This is a genomic window from Acetobacteraceae bacterium, from assembly GCA_004843345.1.
In the GTDB taxonomy this organism is placed as follows: domain Bacteria; phylum Pseudomonadota; class Alphaproteobacteria; order Acetobacterales; family Acetobacteraceae.
In genome coordinates this window covers 1,635,127-1,655,944 of sequence record CP039460.1, presented here as the reverse complement: position 1 = coordinate 1,655,944, position 20,818 = coordinate 1,635,127, and the positions used below count along the sequence as shown (strand labels likewise).

Genomic DNA, 20,818 nt, shown 5'->3' with positions numbered 1-20,818 from the left:
CACCCCCGAATAAGGGGGAATGCTTGAGAACAAAGACCTCAAAATTTGGGAAAATCTGAAATACAATCAGACAAAAACCAACAAAAAGAAGAAATTGAATAAGAGCAATACAAGCCCCAGAGAAAAGGCTTTTAAAAGAAAGCATTAGTCTTTCTTTTGTGAAATTATTAAGCTACTCATCTCAGATCTCCAGTCAGATTTACCTCGCTTTTGATCTTCTTAATATTTTCTTCCCCTGATTTATTAACATTCCATTTTTCCTTAACTTTTTGAGAACAAGCTTTAATTCCTTTGTCATAAAGCTCTTTCTGCTCATTATAAGTTTTGAACTTTTGATTATACTCAGAATCAGAAACAACAATCTCATCTGAAAACCCCAGACAATAATCTAGCGAACCGAAACAACCGATTGCCGCGATAAGTAAAAGGCAGTATCCAAAATCGGATAAATTGCCCAGCTGCATAAAAAGTACCAAAGCTAAGATAAAACTGATGAAAAAAACGATGGCACAGCCTACTCCGAGATGAACATGAGAAGAATGTGAAACTAAATTAAATACAGGCTCAGTGCCGCAAATATGCTGAATACCTGCATTCATTTGTTGTTCAATTAAATCATTAGTTGTGTGTATTGAGAGAGACATTTTAAAACCTACTATTTGAAAGAAAGATGTTAGTTAAAAAAGTGAGTATCAGACACAAACTCAAAGCAGCTCCAAAATAACTTCCTTTTTCGATAAGCGGTCGCTTGATCCCCCTCGCATTAGAAACAAGACAAGCGTAATAAATCAGGCAGAAAACAAGAAACGAAACGATTGAAAAGCCAACTAAGAGCGAGTTATCTATCCCAAAGATTGCCTGATGAAATCTCAGCTCTTCATGGCACGCTTCATTCACTCCAGCAGTGAATGAAGTATCAGACGCAAAAGCACTCTGATCCATTGCCAAAAACAAAAGACTAAAAGTACTGGACTTTAAAAATGGATGCTTCATTTTAACTTCTTTTCCCTACTTACTGTGTTTCCTACGAATATCTTTTAAAAGAAGAAGCATATCACCTTGCGTTTCTTCAATTTTAACCAACAAAGCGGAAATATAATCCGAACCAAATTTTTTCCGCACCCCATCTTTCGTCAGCCATAATTTCAAAAGGCCTCCAAGCCGACCAAGGTCTCCATTGATACGAAGGAGATCATCCACTCTCTCCAAATCAACTGGCGCAACGATACGGTAATTAAGCCCCAAAAAACGTAAATACGAAGATACAGACAGATTTGCTTTTTTAGCGTTTGCTTCAATCTCTATTTTTTCCTCTGGAGAACAAGAAACTTTCAAGCGAGGAAAGTTTCTTCGAGATTGAAGATTGCTCTTTGTCGTTGTTTGATCCGAAACCTTCATTAACTTTCTTTCAAAAAATAGACACTCGCGGCGGTAGCCGTTTCCATCGGAGATCAGGATATTCGTTGAGCCAAAGGCGAATAAGCAATGTGTGAAGTCCCTAGCTTTTAAGCGTGGGGTCACTTCACCTATCCTGCCCCGACTTTTAGTGTTCCTAAATGTAATCTTCTGAAACTTATTGAAAATCTTGATTTAAAACGAGTTCTAATATTATTTTATAAATGAAATTTTCAGCTTTTAAAATGTTAATTCTTATTTTATAAAATAAATAAAAGGGATGATTTGCTATAAAAATTGAAAGTTTCGCTCAATGTCAGACATACAAAATGTTAATAGTGATCTCCAACAGGAGCTCCAAAAATTTGCAGAAGTCTTCATTCCCCAACAAATCAAAAAATTTTCAAAAAGCAAAGGCACACCTGCATGGTTAAACAAGTGCCAAATTCTCCAAAATAAAGAACTAATCCTTCTTCTATCAAAACGTTCCTCTTCTACGCACACAATTTGGCAATACCTTTTTGAAGAGAAAAAAATTCTCTGCACATACTCAACTTTTTTCAAACATTCAAAAAGTCTTTTGCCTGAATTGTTTTATCATGAAGCTGGCTCACACAATGTCTAATCCAACGCAACAAAAATCAAAACTTGAGCAAGAAATGAAGGAATTTGAAGAATGGCTAAAAACCGAGGAAATCCCTGAACATACCAACCTTAAGAATAATAAAAAAATACCTTCTGACATTTCTCGTGTAAGATTTCTTCTTTCTAAGAACTTAATTATTGAACTTGCCAAAAAAGGATATTCCAGAACACGAGTTTGGAAATATCTTAAACGAGTAGGAAAAATTGATTATGTTTTTTTAACCTTCTGTCGTCATGTCCGAAAACACGGACTTCAAAAATATTTTTCGGAAGAATTTAGAGAACAAGAAATTCAGTCCCCTCTCTCACAAGAAAAAACGCCTCAAGAAAAACCAGAAGTTTCTTCTCCTCAAAGAGAGCTAAAATCTAAAGAGATTCCACAAAGCTCTACTTACAATCCAAATGCAGAGGATATTCCAAAAAAATACTTTAACAATCCTTCTTACAAGAATGAAGGAACCCCGTTTACAAATATCGTCCAAAAATTATGAAAAGAGACTTTAAATTATGAAAGCCATTCATTTTATTCTTCAAGGAAAAGGCGGTGTTGGAAAATCATTTATCTCAACAATGCTGGCACAATATCTTTTAGAAGCGAATATCCCAATCACGTGCCTAGATACAGATCCTGTAAATTCAACTTTTCAATATTTTAAAAAACTCTCTGTTCGCCATGAAAAAATCACAAATGAACATAATGTCATTGATGATTTTCTTATCCAGAAGCTTGCTCTGGATATTTTAAAAACAATGGAAACAGCCAAGGCAAATAATCTTCAAATTATTGTTGATAATGGTGCCACCTCTTTTCTACCTATTAACAATTTTCTTGCAAATTCCGAGGCCTTTTCTGTTTTTCATGAAGCTGGCAATGAGGTGTTCGTGCATACAATTTTAACAGGTGGCGCTGGTATGATTGACACTTTTCAAGGTTTAGAACATCTCCTAAAAACTTTTCTTGAAAACTGTAAACTCGTTGTCTGGGAAAATCCTTATTTCGGAAAAATTGAAAGCAATGGAATGGGTTTTGAGGACACAACTCTTTATTCAGAAAACAAAGATAAAATCCTTGGAATTATTAAACTACCAACATGGGATACCTTATCTGCCTATACTATTGAAAAAATTATGAATGCTCATCTAACTTTCTCGGAAGTAAATACGCTTTGGAAGGAAGGCGAAAAAGAGGGTTTTGATATATTTACAGCACAACGTGCTAAAAATATTAAAAAGAAAATTTTCACACAAATTGATCCCATTGGAAGTCAATTTTTATGAACAGCACTGAAGCGCATCTTGAAAATAATTTTCAAAAACTAAAAACGCTCATTGCCCAAGACCATGGCATCAAACTCCCCAATGATGATCCGATAGCTGTCGTTTTTACAATGCTTGAGTTTTCTCATGAACAAGCAACAAGTAACCTAGCGAACAGTTTAAATGCCTTCCACGATCAAGAAAAACAACTCTATCAAGAGTTTCTTGCAAAATGGGAGACAGACAGTACCAGGACAACCAAAGAAGTCGCTACAAAAATGCTTCGGGCAGAAGACAAGCTTCACAAAGCGCAAATGGATCAAGCTACCGAGCGTCTTGAAACATTATCTAAACAAATAGAAGCGACAATTAGCAGCAAATATGAACAACTCCAAAACCTACAATCCAATAAAGATTGGACATGCTTAGGCTTCTCTTTATCAGATATTATGCCTTTTCTGCTGCTCTTTACGCTCCTCAATTCAGGCTGCATTTTCTACTTATGCTATCGTTTATTACACCATTAAGGATGCAAAAAAAGGGAGCTTAAAGCTCCCTTTTTATTTCTCTAAAAATATCAGTCACTGATATTTTTATTCTCACATACTCATTCGTGCACTAAAAATGGTGGAGGTGGTTTTATTCTCCTTCAAAAAGTCCTTTAATTTTGAGCTGCTCAGAATCAACTTCTGCTTCATCACCATCTTGATGGTATTTAATCCAAACCTTATCTTCATTGCTCGGTTTTTTATGTAAAAGCAAAATCGCTCTTTTACCATAAAACTCAACAACAAGCTTTGGCCTCACAATACGCTGCTGCACATTTCCGGAAATCATCTCTACTGGACTAACAGGCACTCTCAATGCAGGATTACCTTCGTGCAGTTCTTTATTAGCTTCAGCACTTTTAGGAACAGGCTCTTGTTTTATTTTATAAGAAGAAGATTCTTCTGGGACAAAAGGATTAGAGGGAGACAAAGAACCTACTTCTCTCTCTTCCTCTGCTTCGTTCCATTTTCTAGAAGACACAGGATCATCGCTTAAAGAAGAATTTTTCTCTTTTGGCACTTCTGAAACAGAAACTCTTTCGTTTTCAACTGCTACGTTTTTTTTCTTTTGAGAAATGTTTGAGCCTATTTCAGAATTTTTTTTCAATTCTTCTTTTTCTTTTAGAAGTTTTTCAAACGAACGAATGCGAGCGAGAGAAATCTTTTCATCCTGAGCATTAACCCAATCCTCAACGGCTTCTTTATTCTTTTTCCAAACGCGCTTAATTTCAGCATTGATTGATGCACTTTCAACAATGCCTTTCTTCCAAGCCTCTTCCAAAAAAGCGGGTTTATTACGCATAGAGTTAAGATGCGAAATTCTTGCTTGGCTAATGCCTCGATCTTCAGAGATCTCTGATTGAGATAAACCATCTGAGAGCATTCTTATAATAACATCAGCAGAATCCTCCTCCGATAGATCTTCTCTCATAATATTTTCAGCCCATTGAACTCTTCTAATACTCTTCATAGAGTCATAGTCATTTTTTATAATCACAGGGACTGTTTCTAATCCTAGAGCCTGACAAGCTCGATAACGACGCTCACCCAAAACAATAACGAAACGGCCTTTTTCTGAAAAATTCCCAGCTTCTCCGCCACGAACCGTAATAGGCTGCAATACGCCATCTTTTGCTATTGAAGCCTTCAACTCTTCCATCTTTTCTTCATCAAATTCTTTTCGTGGCTGTCCTGGATCTGGGTCAATCAAATCCAAAGATAGAATGGTGATTTTTTCTCCTTCATTTATTTCATTTATTTCCTTGGCTGAACCAATCTCTGAAATGGCACTTGAAAAAATTGAACCTGAAACCATTCTTAAATCCCCATTTTCATAAAAATATTATTTGCCAACAACTGAACTTCTTTTGCTGCTTGCCTAGCAGAAGTTTTCTTAATTTCCCACACAGGGCATTTTTCAGCTAAAGCATCCCCAATGCTGGTTCTTAACGTAATTGGAAAATCCAAAACGCCTTGCTTTCCTTTTAACTTTTCATATTCTCTTTTTTGACGTGGATTCCGACGATCCAATTTAGATGGCAACAAGCCAAGAAAATTAGGCATTTTTCCTAAATTACCAATTGTCTGAAGAAGTAACCCTACTCCCTTGGCAGAATATGTCTCCATTTCAATTGGAGAAACAATAAAATCACTGACTTTAAGAGCAAACGCCATCACCACACCTAAACTTGGTGGCGTATCAATTAAGCAAAGATCAAATCCAGATTTTCCAAGAATATCTATATTTTTTTGAAAATTTTCAAAAGCCTCTTTGGCATTCTGTCGTGGTAAATCTGCCAACTTCAAATCTGCCATTACCACCGTAATATTATTATCCTCTGGCAAAACAGGAAGAGCAACATTATTCTGAAACAATAAACTTGATCGAAACTGATCCGATTGAATGTAACGACTCAATGTATCACTCGCATTGCCTTGTGTATCAAGGTCAATCACAATAACCTTTTTTCCTTTTTTGGCAGCTGCCCAAGCCAAATGAACTAGGTTAGCTGTTTTTCCAACGCCACCTTTTTGATTGGCAATCACTAAAGTTTTCATTCCAAGTCATCCTTTTTACCAGCGAAATATAATCCGCTTCCTCTTTTAAAATATCAGTGACTGATAACTTTTAAAAGTAAAATCTTTTCCTGTAACTCTAAAAACCACCCTAAACTTTCCTCTTTGATCCGTTTTGCTTCAATCCGTTTCACAGCCAAGAAAAGCTGCCCTATATTTTCAGCGTCAGATCTGCATTTCTTTGGAAAAATTGAATTTATTTTCTCTATTAAAAGCTTTTGCTCAGGAAAATTCCAATAGTCTTCTTCAATAGCATCTACCTCTTTGAAAACAGCTTCTTTTATTCCCCCTTGAGCGTTCTTATCTTCTAAAAATTCCTCAAAAAGCTTAAGGCGTTCTGGCGTAATATACTCCTGAGAAGAAACCCATTCCTCCACAACTTTCCCTTCTTTTTCATAAAGTTCTTGGAGCTTAACAACATCTTTCATTGTCCCCAGCTTGCCAGACCTCCAAGCATTCAACAAAAAAGAAGGATAATTCTGAGAGAAAACAACGCCCCTTTTCATTTCCGTGATTCCCGCATCAATTTTCTCTAAAACCTGAAGCTCTTTTGCCATAACCTGCTCTCCTGCCTGTAAAAATTTACGCTTATTGCCGCTTAATTCTTTCTTCACTTAACAGACTCCTAGCCTTGCAAGCTCTGATCTCACCCTCTTTAAATCGATCTCTAAGCAATTCTCATCCGTATCTGCATGGATATTTAAAGAAAAAGTGGCTTTTAAGAATATTTGAGCTTGTTCTTTGCTCTTTTTCAAAAGCGCTTGGTATTTTCGGCTGACTAAATCACACAAAGTCAGTCTCGACTTTTGAAAACTATCCACAGAATTTTCCATAGAAATAAACACAGGATCTGTGGATAGTTTGGATACCTTATTTTTATAATTATATTTATTATAATTATTTCTAGTGAGTGTAATTTTTACACTCTGCTTTAACTTCCGAAAATGCTGAAGAAACCCTTTCTTTTCTGAAGTTTTGCCTTTTTTAGCACCTTCTTGTTTGGCCTTTACATCTGCGGCTTTTTCTTTCACTTTTTCAAATTCTTCTTCTGAAATTGTGAAGAAATATTTATTGGAAAATTGCTGCTTTTTGAGATGTCTATTTTCCCAATCAAGAACGCCAAGCGTTTTCATTTTTTTTGCACAATTTTTAACAGATGAAAGAGAGCATAAAACTTCCACAGCAATTGTTTCGTAATTTGGGAAAATACCCTGCTCTCCCCAAAAGGAAATAAAAGCAAGCATAATGTCTCTTTCCAGGCGATTAACTTCCCCTAGACGGAAGAGATTTTTGAAATGCGCCTTCACTTCTTTTTTAGAGATTAAAGATTCTTTAATTTTTTGTTTTTTAAAGTAAAATATTGCTTTTTGATTGCTATCTATTTTACAAGCTTTTAGAATAGCATCATGAGAAAAAGCAGAAAGGGGCGTTTCATCTTCCCTTTCCTTGATTTCAAGGAAGGATGATTTAATATCCATACTGTTGATGGTCTCCTAACTAGAGAGATTTTTGCTTTCTTCTTCGAAAAATGAAGCAAAAATCTCTAATCTGATTATTAACAATATTGCGGTCGCTTACTTCCAATAAGCGGCCGCCTTTTTTTAGTCATAAAACTAAAGTTAAGATTTTTCTAGTACAAAATTCTCCCAGGCATTGATTAACGCCTTTCTCTCATTCAAGAGATCACTTCTAAAATAAGCTGCGTCAGAAGCCGATATGGCCGTGTGTGCAAAAGTCTGTTGAATTGCGTGATAACTTCCCACTTTATTCTCAGCACACCAATCCCACATTGTAGATCTTAAACCATGAATAGTCGCCTTCTTATCGTTTGATGCAATTTTTAACGCTTTTGACATGGCTTTATCCGTGTAAGCATTTCCTCGTTGATTGCGAAAAATAAGCCCTCTTCCATTGTCTAGTGGATAAAATTCTTTCAGAATGTTCAGAGCTGCTTCACATAGAGGAACAATATGATCCTTAGTTGCTTTCATTCGCTCTTTTGGGATTGTCCAAATTTTCTCCTCAAGATCTATTTCTTCCCAAACAGCCTCTCTAATTTCAATAGATCGCCCTCCTGTAAGAATTAAGAAACGAACCATCTTCGCTACTTTTCCAGAACTGCTTTCAAGACCTACCATCGTGCCTGGAATAGTTTTCGCTTTTAAAGCATAAAAATGCGTTTTTTTTCGACGCAAAATGGGCGCCGGATTAGGAAGTCTATACTGAAGAATACCTACCCAGCGAGCAGGATTTTCGCTCTTTTCTTTTCGCCATTTTTCAGCCCGCGCATAATCTAAAATTTTTTCTATACGCATGCGAATACGTGTAGCCGTTTCTGTTATGTCGCTCCAAATCGGTTTTAATACAGAAAGAACTTCTTCTTCTTCCACAAGACTTACTGGCACAGAACCAATGTAAGGAAAAACATGCATTTCTAATGAAGAAATCCACGTTTTTACACCTTTTCTATCTTTCAATTCTGGAGCTTTAACATTTTGAATATAAGAACGCGCAGCATCTTCAAATGTTACGAGATATGGAGCTGAACGATTTTCAGGTAATGTCGGCGTTCTCAATTCTGCCGGATCAATACCCCGTTCAAGCATTTTCCTAAGCTTTTCAGCCTTTTTTCTGGCTTCATTAAGAGAAAAATATTGGAAATTTCCAATATTATATTCCCTTAATCTATCTACTTTTGGACTCTTAAAACGAAAACTCCAAGTGCGATATTTACCGCTTCTAGCAACTCTTAGATAAAGACCATCACCATCACCATAATAACCATTTTCCAATGGCTCATTTATCTGTTCTTCTGTTAATCTATGAGAACCTTTAATTCCTCGTTTTCGTGCCATTTTCTTCAAAGCCTCGCTTTAAAAGATTAAGAATAAACTTAATACTATTAAAAGCAAAAGAAATAGCAACATAAAAAATATTATAAAATAATAATTTCATATAACTATTATGTTATAAGGGTTTTTTTGATTAAAAATTAGTTCAGTTCTGCGGATAATTAAGAATTAGAACTTCAAGAAAAATAAAGATAAATAGAGCTTGACTGAGGACGCCCTCTCCGCCATTTTTTCCTAAAAATAGATTCTTTAAGTTTAAATAATTTTAAACTCACTACCGCAAAATCGTCTGGGCATTGCTTTAAATCTTAGAAATTAGATCCGCTTCGATGCTTAGCATTCTATCTTGATTGTTCCAAAAAGAAGCTCTTTTCCAGAGCCTCTTTATTTTCTTTATTGCTCGCAAATTCACTATAATGGCGCGAAGCTAACAAGAAGTACCAACTCTACAGGCTCTTCTGCACCAATAGGCAACTTTTTTCATGTCTTTTTTAAGGCCATAGCCGCCTTCTCTATAAGATAGCTGCCAATTTACTCAAAATAAGACCATCTTCTTTACTGTCTTTTTGCCCTTTATGACTAACGGCCTTTGTGTACCAATAACTTGCTTTTTCATAATTTGTTTTGAGAAGATCGCTATAATCATACAAATCTCCCATACGGCTTTCTGCAATCTTATCGCCAGATTCAGCCGATTTTTGATACCAATAAACAGCCTTTTTCTTATTACAGTGCGAATAATCTATTTTAGGAGAATGCCCTAATTCTGCATCTCTCCCTCCAGGGTAATAATATCGTGCGCATGTATTATAAATATCAGCAAGCTGATACTCGGCCCTTGCCTCCCCTCGCTCCGCTTGCGGCGTAAGCGCTTTTATTTGTTCTTCATGATCCTTAATACTTTGAGTCAGCGCTTGCCGGTCATTTTCTGAAATAGAAGGTAATGTTTCCTGCGAAAAAGCATTTCTACTCAAAAAAAGGACAGCTACACACAAAAGAAAATATTTCGTGACAATCCATGCTGGAAATGCTCTCTGAACTTTTCTAGCAGAAATATCATTTACAGCTCGTCTAGTTATCTGAAACATAAAACAAAACCTGATTAAACCTGTAAAATAGAACGAAATAAATCAAATCACTTTTTTAATTAAGTTAATAGAAGCCTATCCATCTTTATCTCTTGGGGCGGTCGCATATTTAACGACGGCTTGGTATTCTTCACCCATATTAGCGGTAGAAGAACCATAAAGATACCAGCCACTATTCAAGTATTTTTTAACTTTATCAGAGAGATCCCCTTCCTGACGGTCCCCTAATAATTGGTAATCAATCACTTTTCTTTCTGTCTCTTCATACTTAATCAGAGACTGAACAATCAGCATTTCATTATAACCATCATAAAGCCCTTGGCTGATAACGGGATTACCATTCAAGCTAAATCCCTCTTTTAAGGCTTGTTTTACTTGTTCATCAAAAGCAGAAAGCTCCCCTTCCTGCGTCTTTCGTCCAGAATAATGTCCCACCACCGTTTTATAATCGAGGACATTTTTCGTTATATTGCTCGCCGAAATAGAAGATACTGTGGAAGCCTCTTCCGCATAAGATGATCCTCCCATAGCAACACCAATGAATGTCATTCCAAGCATTAAAATTGCTTTTTTACGCACTTAAATATCTCCTACAAACCCCACACTCATTTTTAGGGAACAAATGCCAACCTCTTTTCTAAAGATTCTGGCATTTTCCTAATCAATATGTGGGTGCTGCTGCACTAGTTTTTGACGGCGTTTTTCAAGAATTTCGATTTCTTCATCAATCGCTTCAATCTTTCCTTCCAACGTTTCATAATGTTGAAAGAGAATTTCCCGTGCTTCTTCAATATCAGACGCCATTGGTTTTGAGCCTCTTAGCGGTCTATTGGCAGTCTCTTTCATAAAGACAGAAGTTATCAATCCAACACACCCAACCCCCATCATGAAATAGGCTGGCATCATTAAATTTCCCGTTCCACTTACCAAGGCAGCCATGATTGTCGGTGCCTGTCCTGCAATCACAACAGCGATATTAAAAGAGCTGGCAAGGGCGCTATAACGTACGGCCGTTGGAAAAAAAGCTGGCAAAGTCGATCCGACAACCCCTGTAAAACAGTTCATCAAAACCGCAAAAAGCATTAACCCTGCGAATAAAATACCAGGATTTCCACTTCCAATCCCCCAAAATCCAGGAATTGAAAGAGCAATAAATCCGATACTACCAATATAAAAGAAGGGTTTACGCCCAATATGATCTGACATCCAACCGATGCAGGGCTGAATGAAAAGCATTCCAACCATGACCGCAATCATAATCAGAACACCCATTTCAGGAGTATACCCTAGGCTGCCCGTTAAATAACTTGGCATATAAGTTAGCATCAAATGCGTTGCCATCATCGCCGTAATGACCATGCCAACACACATGAGCAATGCACGCCAATAACTGCTGATAATTTCTATAAACCCAATACGTTTTGGCTTTGCAGCCTCTGCTGCTTTTCCCTGGCCTGTTTTTTCAACAGAATTTGCATGCTGTTGGAAATCTGGTGTTTCTTCGAGTTCGTGACGGAAATAAATCCCTAAAGCACCCAGCGGCAAAGCAAGGAAAAACGGTAAACGCCACCCCCACTGCTCGATACCACCCCCGCCCAGAACAAGCGTCAATAACTCAACAACGCCTGCCCCTGCAATAAAACCAAAGAAAGCGCCGAAATCAAGAAAACTGCTCCAAAAACCACGTTTCCGATCTGGAGAATATTCTGCAATAAAAATAGCCGCACCTGTATATTCTCCTCCGACCGAGAACCCCTGCGCCAATTTGCACAAAAGCAGCATAATGGGCGCCCAAATACCAATGGTCGCATAAGAAGGAATTAGCCCAATACAAAAAGTGCTGATAGACATAATGATGATAGTAACGGCGAGAACACTTTGACGCCCATGCTTGTCGCCTATCAATCCACAAAACAGGCCTCCCAAGGGACGCATAATAAAGGGAACAGAGACCGTTGCAAAAGCGGCAACCAGCTGAACTGAACTGCTAACGGCTGGGAAAAAGACCCTCCCAAGAACCGTTACAAGATAGCCATAAACGCCGAAATCAAACCACTCCATCGCATTACCGAGAGCAGCCGCAGCAATAACACGGCGAACCTTAGCGTCCTCAATAATTGTCACATCTTTAAGCGTATAAGGTTTTACTGTTTTTTTCTTGGCTTTCACGCAGTCCTCACCCTTTTGAAATTTATATGCTTTCTACTTAACATTTAATTGCTTACAAAATTTGCATAAAATTCTAACCTAAAATCAAAAATATCGCCAATTTTACACTTTCATTCAAAATACAAATTCAGAAAGACCTTCTGAACATAGTCCAAAAGGTCTTTCTTTGAAGTTTAATTATAAAATGAATTAGACCAATTATTTAGAAATAAAGGCAATGCTTTTATTTAAATTGATCGTAATTTCGCCCTTATCATTAACAGGATGCTGGAATAAAGAGGCAGACCTCGTGCCTTTTGTCACATTCGTCACATAGCACAGACCATTGTCCAAAATCATTGTGATTCGATCCCCGTCTTCCCAAGGCATTGGCAAATCAGAGCACCCAACAGGATTATCTGTCCCTGTACCATCACAAGAAATAATAAATGGCGAATTTGAATTTTCTTCATTTTCCACAATGATTGAAAATCCTGAGGCTCCAACTTCTGATTTAAAAGCGCCAACGATACCAGAAATACAAATTGTTTTTCCGGGAATGTTTTCCTGCACATTTACATTATCAACGATCTGACGGCACTCTTCCTTAAAGAGAGCTTTAAAAGCAGGATCTTCAATCACATTTGGCACGCCATTATCAACAACGATTTTCATCGGAACACCAAAACCGCCAAGCTGTCCAACCTCATTGCTTAACTGATCCTGATTATAGCGGTTCCAGTTAAAGCAACCCGTGGTTAAAGTTAAAATATGTGGATCCTCTGTTACTTCCAAATTTCCAGCATATTGGTCATAGCCATAGGTTATACGTTTATTAAATTCATTGTTAGGAATCCAATTTTTTCCATCCCAGTCACCGACTGAAATTTCGAACCAGTTATCCCATGAATTCGTATCTCCTGTATTCTGGTTTTGAACACAATAAGAAAGCACCCAGACTTTTTCTCCCGTAACCCTGTCAACGACCTGCAACGGAATAGACTGGCATTCAATACGGTACTTAGAGGTATAAGGCTGATAAGAGGACTGAAACGCCATTGTCTGGCCTGTTTTTCCAGTCCAGAAATTTATCGCACCCTGATTATCATCATTTGTCTGACCCGTTAGAACATAGACATCATGAACGGCATCATAGCCAATCGTGCAGTCAGAACCGCCCTGACCATAAACCAAATCATTCGCATCCTGCTTATATTCAATCTCGAGATCGAACTCTAAATCCTGAAGTGCTGTCTGTGGCCCGTCTTTAAAACAAACAACAGAAGGCGACCTTGGCTTATCATTGTCATAAACAGCATACCAATCGCCGATTTTTCCACCCTTCATAAATTTCCCTTTGGGATCAATGAAATAGTTTCTTGCAATGTTGATTCGATTTGGGAGTTCTCTAAAACTGTACCATTTGATACCATCAAAGCTGTAAACCTGCATCATACCATCAACAATCCAGCCGCCAGGTCCCTGATTTTTAAGAACTTTAAAATAAGCGTCTTTTGAATAAGCCGCCATCGACCACAAAACACCATTTTCATCTTTGGTAATGCCTGCAGCATCTGTAAAAACAGGCCAATGGCCAATTTCATGCGGTGTATCTTTTTTCAGATATTCCAAAGAATAAGGAATGGTCTGATCTTCCCAAGGAATAGTCGCTGGCGCAATAACAGCCTGACCTCCCGAAATGGGACGGAATTTAGAAGGAACTCTTGCATTCGCTTCTGCGTTTTCACCAAAAATTCTTAATTCTTCTGGTGTAAGTTTAATATTGTTTTTCACTTTTTTATCTCCTTTGTTTTATTAAAAGTGCTCCTCGAGCGTAACACTCAAAAGGAAATCGAAAAGTCAAAACAAAAAAGACAAAGCCTTCCTCAGATTCAAAAACCGAAACAAAGCCTAGAAACCTAAGGGTTTATAAATTTATAAAAAATCAAATAAAGACTTTGCAATAAAAAACACCAGTGAGCGAGCTTCCCCCCTCAATTTTCAGTCTCTAAAATCACTCGCCTTTTACGATTCGTTTTCTACTAAAAATCATCCATAAAAAAAGAAGGCTAAAAAGCCTTCTTTTAAAAATTTCAACCTTGGATTTTTGCTAATGCTCTTTTAAAGGCAGGACGCTCATGAAGGCGCTTTAAATATCGCATAATCGCAGGGTAATCAGACAATTCAGGGAAAAGCTCAACCCCTTCAAAAACTTCTTTCACCGCCATCATTCGCAAGGGAAATGCAACCATAATATCTGCTGCTGTAAAAAAAGAACCTGCGACATAATCCTGCTTTGCCAAAATTTCTTCTAACAAATTAAGCACTAGCGCATAATCCTTTTTCAGCATGTCTTCTAAAAGGGCAGAACGCGCCCCTGCCATTTGTGTCAAAATATCCATAACAGGCGTTGTTGTTAGGGTAGATTCCCCTGCAAAAAGCCAATGCAAATAAGCTGGAAATTCTGGATCTCTCGGTGAGGGACGTAAAGGAGATCCTTCTGCTGTTTTTGCACCATATTTTTCCAGCATCCAGCTTACAATTGCCCCTGATTCCGCAAGCTTAACCTCTCCATCTTCGATGGCTGGCGCACGCCCCAGCGGATTAATTTCCTTTAACTTTTCAGGCGCACGATGCGTTTTTGGATCCCGTTCAAGTTTAATGAGCTGATACGAAAGCCCCATTTCCTCTGCGAGCCAAACAATACGTTCTGATCTGGATGGCTCAAGATGATAAATTTTCAACATAAAAACTCCTTAACACGTCAAAAGAACCTTCCCCTCCCGACCAGCCATTCGACTCTCTCGAATAGCCTCTTCAATCTCCTCAAGAGGATAGATTTTCGAAACAGGAAGATGAATACGCCCCTCCCTCATATAAGAAGCCAGCCTTTTTAAAACAGCCTCACGAGCTTCCCCCTGCAATTTTTCTTTTAGAGGCGCAGCCCAAAACCCACGCAAAATACGATCAGAGAAAATAAAATCCCCCGCAGGGACAGATAAAGGCTTTCCCGTTAGATTGCCAAAAATAACAAACTGCCCTTCCTCATCTAAGAAAGGAAGAAGATCTGCACCGGCTTCCCCTCCAACAGAATCAATCACAATTTTAGCTTTAGATGTCCCTAAAATCTTTTTTACGTCTGCTTTCCAATAAGAATCTTGTGTACAAACGACCTTAATGCCTTTTTGAGAAAGCGCCTCCGCTTTCTCCTTATCCCGAACGAAGCTAAGGCCTTTAAAACCACGATCTCCAGCAAAAACCGAAAGCATCTGGCCAACCGTTCCGCCTGCAGCATTTTGCAAAAACCAATCGCCTTTTGAAAGACCTGCAGTTTTTTCCAAAAAATCACATAACAGCCATGCAGAAAGCGGCATTTCTGAAATTTGAGCGGCTAGCTCATCCTTCATTCCATCTGGAACACGCCAAGCTTTCCTTGAAGGTACAGCGAAAAATTCTGCCCAAGTGCCAGCGCAAGCGCCACAAGCCACTTTATCACCTTCTTGAAAATCCTTTACATTGCTGCCGACTTTTACAACGATGCCCAATGCCTCACTGCCTGCGCACGCAGGAAATTCAACTTTTCCACCATAAACACCTTCCACACGCATCCGATTATGCGTGTGAATAGGAGAAAGGTGCATTTTGACAAGAAGTTCATCTGATTTAATTTCAGGAACAGGCACATTTTCAATAGAAAGAACCTTTGCAGAATCTCCAAACTGATGAAATTGTAACGCTCTCATTTTATTATCTCTCCTCGATGTTAAAGTACAACGAAACAAAATCAGCTAAAAAGATAGTCTGTCTATGAAAACTATTCCCAATTTTTCTGTTTACTTGTCTTTCCAATCCCTGGATTGAGGCAATTACAAGGGTCAAGCTGACGATAGTGTTTTTGCAAAACTTCTGGCGCTTGGTACAAATGTCCAAAATTATGTTCCGCTGGATATTGTGCGCCACTTTCTTTTAAACGCTTTAAAAGCTGCTTTTTAAATTCATCAACATCGTACCCTTTTTTCACAATATAATACAGATGAAAAACATGGCAAAGAAAATGCCCGCAATAAATTTCCGCTAGAATCTGCTCCTCCAAATCTTTAGGAAGATTTTCAAGCCAATCCCGATCATTACGAGGCAAAGCAACATCTATGGAAACAAGGCCTGAAGATTGTTTTAAATGAAGCGCCAGAAGTCTTTCAGCTGCACCAATCGCCGCAAAACGCTGTAAAAAAGCGATATTACCTTCCCGTTTCGTACATTTGAAAAAAGTTCCCTTCTTTCCTTGGAAATAAGTCGCCAGCCAAGGCTCAACCTCCTGCGCCAAGCTTCCAGAAAGTTTTAGCATCAAATGATGTTTGTACCATTTTTGGAAAAACTGCATTCTTTTTGGCATCTGCGATGGGATAAAACGGGAAACAAACTGCATCGCTTTATCACTCAGATAAGATGGAAAAAAGCGATACTTCTCTCCCAAGGCGTTTACCCTTGCACGCAAGTCAAATAAAAAGGGCAAATATTTCGTTCCAAGAAAACGAATTAAAAAAACTGTATCCCGCCCATATTTATCCGCATATTCAAGCGTATCCGAATGAATATATTCCCCAGAAATCGGCACTTCCTTAAATTCAGTCAAAAGCCCACGGCGAACATCTTCCAACGCATGGGGATCATTACTGCCGATATAGATCACCCCAACATCTTTTTCAGAGACAAACGTATCAAGCCGCACTGCAAAAACGACTAATTTTCCAGCATTCCCAGAAGCTTCATAAAGCTGACTAGGATCCGCATTATAACGGGCCGGCGTTGGCGCATCCACATCCCGAACCCGCTCTAAATAATTTTTATTATGCCCTGCACCAACATTCCATTGCACATCTTCAGGAGTGAATTTCCCTTTATCAAGTGCCTCTAGCGCCGCAATCGGATCCTCTGGCAGTTGAATCCCCAAATGATTAACAAGGCGGAGCTTTCCATCTTCCCCTATTTGCGCAAAAAGCGCCATTTCCGTATAGGCTGGCCCACGCTGAACCAAAGCGCCCCCTGAATTATTGCTAATTCCTCCTAAAACGGATGCCCCAATGCAGGAAGAGCCAATCACAGAATGAGGTTCTCTGCCCAAAGGTCTGAGCAAATCCTCTAATTCATAAAGGCTTGCGCCCGGGTGACAGAGAACTTGCTCGCCTTTGCCTAACAGTTTTAACCCTTTGAGCCGTCTGGTGCTTACGAGGATTACAGGGCGGTCATATTTGCCGTCAGGCGTAGATCCGCCTGTCAAACCCGTATTCGCCGCCTGCATAATCAAAATACGGTTCGTATCATGAACGAGAGAAACGACCTTCCAGAGTTCTACCAATGTCGCTGGCAGCACCACAGCCTCAACAGCGCCCTCCCCGAAAGAAAAACCTTTACGGTAGCGGTATGTCTTTTCATCTGAATGGAGAACATAGGACTTACCGACAATATCAGAGAGTCTTTTAAGAAGCGCATTTCCCGTCATAACCATTATCCTTTAAGATATTTTAGGACGTCTTAATTTTAAAAACGCTGACCATTTTAGACCGATTATTTTGAATTGCTAGGGAAAACTCAAAACAAAAGAGTTCTTATTCATTTTTGTTTTGAATAAAAAAGTTACAACTCAATTATTATAAATAGGTAGAAGATTTCAAATGAATGATCCTATAAAACTTCCTCTTGAAAGAATTCCTGCTCATTTCTTACTTTTTTCAGAAAACGAAGAGAATGATTGGCTTCCTGGAACACTCTCTATCGCTAAAGATGGCACGATGAGTGGCGAAATTTTTCAAGCAAAAAATACTTGGCTTGAGAAGTTATTACCTTCATTTGGTTCTAACCAAGAAAGCATAGATCCTGTTGAATTTCAGGCTTCTTTACAGGAACCGATTTCTCGCTATGCCTTCATCGATGGAGTCACTTTTCATAGCTCTGTATTTCGAACAGGCTACCCACCCATAGGGTCTGTAAAAATGGCTCTACCACCCTTTAAATTTTCTGCGGAAAAATTGTCATATTAAACTCAATAAATCCCAACAACTTAGAAAAATTCCCAAAAATTAAAACACTCACTTGGGATCTTTCGGATTACACCAATTGGCTTCCAAACCCGTTCACAACAAAAAATGACGAGTGTGAACAAGGCACATATCTTTCTCAAAAAATCCAAATTTCATTCCCAGAAAATCTACGAAAAACGCTAATATATCCCTCTATCTCTAAGGGGAATGCTTGTGGCGAAATAAAATTATATCCCCGAATATATCATGATAGCTTACCTTATAATGGGAAACATACTGTCAGGTCTGATTACGCCCTTAGCTTGGAGTTAGATGAAGCCCAATCCTCTGAAAAAATTGTTCCAATTTCTTGGGCTGCAGAGAGATTTTTTCTCACCGTTGCGACTTCTAAAATTTTACTTCCCTATCCCTCTATTGAGCTTGAAGATGGCATAAAAGGCCAATATTTTTATTGTAGGCATTTATTGCACCATGAATCTTCTAAAGATTTAAACTGGATAGACTACAATATACGGGGGATATCTTTAAAAGAGAATTTTGGCACAATTTTTCAAAATTATCTTTTGTTTGCTTTGGAAAATCCCAACCAGTACTACCCGTTGCTTTCTGAATTATTTTATCCAACCTTTATGGAACAAAACTTACTTTATCTAGCTTCTGCGTTTGAGGATCTTATTTGGCCTCGCAAGGAAAATGGAGAACGAGACGAAAAAGGGAAAAGCAGTAAAAAAAATACAAAATATTAAAATTGAAGGAAAAAATAAAAGACTGGACACAGAACGCAGCGTTGAATCCAGAAGCAGAAAAAAAACTCGATGAAATCCTAAAAAAAATTACACCGAAGCAAGATAAAAAAACACTGAAAGAAGCTATTGATGAAGGGTTACAAGCTCTCAACTTAGAGCTTCCGAAAAAAGCGCTTCAAAATCTAAATTGCGCCATACGAATGGGAAGAGACAGTCTCGCCCACGGTAATCCTTTCAAAATGGATGACACATTTTACTCCGCCCTCAATGCGTTAAAAATTTTTATCACCTCGTCATTTTTTCTAAAATCGGTGTTCCTAAGAGTGATCTTAAAGCAAGCTTGTTCCCACATTTTCCTCTAGGGAAGTTAGCCAGAAAGATTCATCCAAAATCAGGTTTCGGGGGGATTTTAAGTTTTGCAAAAGACAAAGCTCGTGAGGAAATTAAAAAGACGAACGAATTACTTCAAGAAAGCCCTTGGAAAAAAAACAATTCCTCTCTACCGCAAGAAATTAAAAACTACCTTCAACAGCTCGAAGAAATTCAGAATGGCGATGGAAATATTTCCGAAAATAACTTTTCGACGAGGCCAGATATACTGTTTCATATTCACTCTCTCATAAAGAAAACTGAAGACATCAAAGAGCGTATTCATCAACTTAATGAAGCAGGCACGCCTATCCCTGATAAAATCAAGAAAATGGATAAAGAGTTAGAAACATTATGGACAACAGGCCAAGGAAATATTGATAAATTGATTTTCTTCAACTTAGACAAAATAGAATAAAAGAGACCTCCTTTTGGCATCAATCAATCAAAACACTCGCCCCTTAACCTATTTCTAAATTTAAAAAGGGCACTTTTCAGCGCCCTTTTCCAAGCATTAAAGCGTTTCTTAATCCTCTAACGAGAAGTCAATTACTGTTCTAATGCTATTTCCCTGCCCCATATTTTCAAAGGCTTCATTGATTTTAGAAAGGGGAATTGTCTTTGTAATCAAACGATCAATCTCAATCTGGCCTTCCATATACATATCCACGATTTTTGGCGTATCCGTACGGCCTCTTGCACCCCCAAAAGCCGTTCCTACCCATTTACGGCCCGTTACAAGCTGGAATGGACGTGTACTGATCTCTTCACCTGCGGCAGCAACACCGATAATGCAGGCTGTTCCCCAGCCACGATGTGCGCATTCCAAAGCCTGACGCATCAAATCCACAGACCCAACACATTCAAATGTATAATCTGCACCGCCTTTTGTCATTTCAACGATTGTTTCCACAAGGTTTTTACCCTCTGGCAATTCTTTTGAATTGATAAAATCCGTCATGCCAAATTCTTTTGCCAACGGCACACGGCCTTCCACAATATCAACCCCAATAATTTGGGAAGCACCCGCAAGCTTCGCCCCCTGAATGACATTTAAGCCGATGCCACCAAGGCCAAATACAACAACACGTGCACCTGGCTCAACTTTGACACCCCAAATGACAGAGCCAACCCCTGTTGTCACACCACAGGCCACGTAACAGGCCTTGTCAAAGGGGGCATCTTCACGGATTTTTGCAACCGCAATTTCTGGAACAACCGTGTATTGGGCAAACGTGGACGTTCCCATGTAATTATGGATGGGCTTGCCCTTATAGGAAAAGCGTGTTGTGCCATCTGGCATCAATCCCTTGCCCTGCGTGGAACGAATAGCTGTGCAAAGATTTGTTTTTTGGGACAAACAAGACGGACATTCACGGCATTCCGGAATATAAACAGGAATCACATGATCACCAGGTTTCACACTCGTGACATTCTTCCCGACTTTACGGACAATTCCAGCCCCCTCATGCCCTAAAATCACAGGAAAAACACCTTCAGGATCTTTTCCTGACAGCGTATATTTATCTGTATGGCAAATACCACTGGCTTTAATTTCGATTAACACCTCATCATCATGAGGCATTTCTAGCTGAACCGTATCAATGACAAGAGGTTTTCCAGCCTCTAAAGCAATTGCCGCACGAACATCCATTG

Annotated in this window: 24 protein-coding genes; 8 read left to right on the top strand and 16 right to left on the bottom strand. The window is 38.7% G+C overall.

Annotated features, from left to right (window positions below; translation table 11 throughout):
* Positions 1-176: 176 nt before the first annotated feature.
* The 3 genes from FAI40_08080 to FAI40_08070 are packed head-to-tail and all read right to left on the bottom strand — an operon-like array spanning position 177 to position 1,398.
* Positions 177-644, bottom strand: a complete 468-nt coding sequence (locus FAI40_08080) for a hypothetical protein (GenBank protein QCE35286.1) — start codon at positions 642-644, stop codon at positions 177-179.
* Position 645: 1 nt separating this feature from the next.
* Complete coding sequence (locus FAI40_08075) at positions 646-993, bottom strand: hypothetical protein (protein ID QCE35285.1); 348 nt, start codon at positions 991-993, stop codon at positions 646-648.
* Positions 994-1,008: 15 nt separating this feature from the next.
* Positions 1,009-1,398: a conjugal transfer protein TraJ gene (locus tag FAI40_08070; GenBank protein ID QCE35284.1), complete on the bottom strand. Its 390-nt coding sequence runs from the start codon at positions 1,396-1,398 to the stop codon at positions 1,009-1,011.
* A gap of 310 nt (positions 1,399-1,708) precedes the next feature.
* On the opposite strand from FAI40_08070, the gene FAI40_08065 reads away from it, so the two are divergent.
* From FAI40_08065 to FAI40_08050, 4 genes are read left to right on the top strand one after another with little or no spacing between them, the layout of a single operon-like run.
* Positions 1,709-2,020: a hypothetical protein gene (locus tag FAI40_08065; GenBank protein QCE35283.1), complete on the top strand. Its 312-nt coding sequence runs from the start codon at positions 1,709-1,711 to the stop codon at positions 2,018-2,020.
* Positions 2,013-2,531 (top strand): hypothetical protein, encoded by a 519-nt coding sequence (locus tag FAI40_08060; GenBank protein ID QCE35282.1) that lies wholly within the window; start codon positions 2,013-2,015, stop codon positions 2,529-2,531. The genes FAI40_08065 and FAI40_08060 overlap by 8 nt, the downstream gene beginning before the upstream one ends.
* A gap of 16 nt (positions 2,532-2,547) precedes the next feature.
* Complete coding sequence (locus FAI40_08055) at positions 2,548-3,318, top strand: conjugal transfer protein TraL (GenBank protein QCE35281.1); 771 nt, start codon at positions 2,548-2,550, stop codon at positions 3,316-3,318.
* The gene (locus tag FAI40_08050) at positions 3,315-3,824 is read left to right on the top strand and encodes a hypothetical protein (GenBank protein ID QCE35280.1); all 510 of its coding nucleotides are present in this window, start codon (positions 3,315-3,317) and stop codon (positions 3,822-3,824) included. Before FAI40_08055 ends, FAI40_08050 begins: the two co-directional genes overlap by 4 nt.
* Positions 3,825-3,936: 112 nt before the next feature.
* Here FAI40_08050 and FAI40_08045 read toward each other — a convergent pair whose 3' ends face one another.
* The 12 genes from FAI40_08045 to FAI40_07990 form a co-directional block, all read right to left on the bottom strand.
* Positions 3,937-5,160 (bottom strand): ParB/RepB/Spo0J family partition protein, encoded by a 1,224-nt coding sequence (locus tag FAI40_08045; protein QCE35279.1) that lies wholly within the window; start codon positions 5,158-5,160, stop codon positions 3,937-3,939.
* A gap of 2 nt (positions 5,161-5,162) precedes the next feature.
* Positions 5,163-5,903 (bottom strand): ParA family protein, encoded by a 741-nt coding sequence (locus FAI40_08040; protein QCE35278.1) that lies wholly within the window; start codon positions 5,901-5,903, stop codon positions 5,163-5,165.
* Between the two features lie 53 nt (positions 5,904-5,956).
* Positions 5,957-6,535 (bottom strand): hypothetical protein, encoded by a 579-nt coding sequence (locus tag FAI40_08035; protein QCE35277.1) that lies wholly within the window; start codon positions 6,533-6,535, stop codon positions 5,957-5,959.
* Positions 6,536-7,054, bottom strand: a complete 519-nt coding sequence (locus FAI40_08030) for a hypothetical protein (protein QCE35276.1) — start codon at positions 7,052-7,054, stop codon at positions 6,536-6,538. It abuts the gene before it with no gap.
* Between the two features lie 486 nt (positions 7,055-7,540).
* Positions 7,541-8,776, bottom strand: coding sequence for a DUF4102 domain-containing protein (locus tag FAI40_08025; protein ID QCE35275.1), 1,236 nt, complete (start codon positions 8,774-8,776; stop codon positions 7,541-7,543).
* 509 nt (positions 8,777-9,285) lie between these two features.
* Positions 9,286-9,861, bottom strand: a complete 576-nt coding sequence (locus FAI40_08020; protein QCE35274.1) for a sel1 repeat family protein — start codon at positions 9,859-9,861, stop codon at positions 9,286-9,288.
* Positions 9,862-9,936: 75 nt separating this feature from the next.
* Entirely contained in the window at positions 9,937-10,440 is a 504-nt protein-coding gene (locus tag FAI40_08015) for a DUF1737 domain-containing protein (protein QCE35273.1), read from the bottom strand.
* 78 nt (positions 10,441-10,518) lie between these two features.
* Entirely contained in the window at positions 10,519-12,030 is a 1,512-nt protein-coding gene (proP, locus tag FAI40_08010; GenBank protein ID QCE35272.1) for a glycine betaine/L-proline transporter ProP, read from the bottom strand.
* A gap of 198 nt (positions 12,031-12,228) precedes the next feature.
* Entirely contained in the window at positions 12,229-13,803 is a 1,575-nt protein-coding gene (locus FAI40_08005; GenBank protein QCE35271.1) for a glycoside hydrolase family 32 protein, read from the bottom strand.
* A 299-nt stretch (positions 13,804-14,102) separates the two neighbouring features.
* Positions 14,103-14,756, bottom strand: a complete 654-nt coding sequence (locus tag FAI40_08000; protein QCE35270.1) for a glutathione S-transferase — start codon at positions 14,754-14,756, stop codon at positions 14,103-14,105.
* A 9-nt stretch (positions 14,757-14,765) separates the two neighbouring features.
* Positions 14,766-15,752 (bottom strand): NADPH:quinone oxidoreductase, encoded by a 987-nt coding sequence (locus tag FAI40_07995; protein QCE35269.1) that lies wholly within the window; start codon positions 15,750-15,752, stop codon positions 14,766-14,768.
* 71 nt (positions 15,753-15,823) lie between these two features.
* Complete coding sequence (locus tag FAI40_07990; protein ID QCE35268.1) at positions 15,824-17,515, bottom strand: D-lactate dehydrogenase; 1,692 nt, start codon at positions 17,513-17,515, stop codon at positions 15,824-15,826.
* Positions 17,516-17,681: 166 nt separating this feature from the next.
* Here FAI40_07990 and FAI40_07985 point away from each other — a divergent pair, with 166 nt between their 5' ends.
* From FAI40_07985 to FAI40_07970, 4 genes are all read left to right on the top strand, one after another.
* A complete protein-coding gene (locus tag FAI40_07985) occupies positions 17,682-18,047 on the top strand; it encodes a hypothetical protein (protein ID QCE35267.1) in 366 nt (121 codons plus the stop codon).
* 302 nt (positions 18,048-18,349) lie between these two features.
* The gene (locus FAI40_07980) at positions 18,350-18,793 is read left to right on the top strand and encodes a hypothetical protein (GenBank protein QCE35266.1); all 444 of its coding nucleotides are present in this window, start codon (positions 18,350-18,352) and stop codon (positions 18,791-18,793) included.
* Positions 18,794-18,795: 2 nt separating this feature from the next.
* Positions 18,796-19,155, top strand: a complete 360-nt coding sequence (locus FAI40_07975; protein QCE35265.1) for a hypothetical protein — start codon at positions 18,796-18,798, stop codon at positions 19,153-19,155.
* The gene (locus tag FAI40_07970; protein QCE35264.1) at positions 19,134-19,580 is read left to right on the top strand and encodes a hypothetical protein; all 447 of its coding nucleotides are present in this window, start codon (positions 19,134-19,136) and stop codon (positions 19,578-19,580) included. Before FAI40_07975 ends, FAI40_07970 begins: the two co-directional genes overlap by 22 nt.
* Before the next feature lie 108 nt (positions 19,581-19,688).
* Here the strand turns inward: FAI40_07970 and FAI40_07965 are convergent, their stop codons facing one another.
* Positions 19,689-20,816 (bottom strand): S-(hydroxymethyl)glutathione dehydrogenase/class III alcohol dehydrogenase, encoded by a 1,128-nt coding sequence (locus FAI40_07965; protein ID QCE35791.1) that lies wholly within the window; start codon positions 20,814-20,816, stop codon positions 19,689-19,691.
* Positions 20,817-20,818 lie beyond the last annotated feature (2 nt).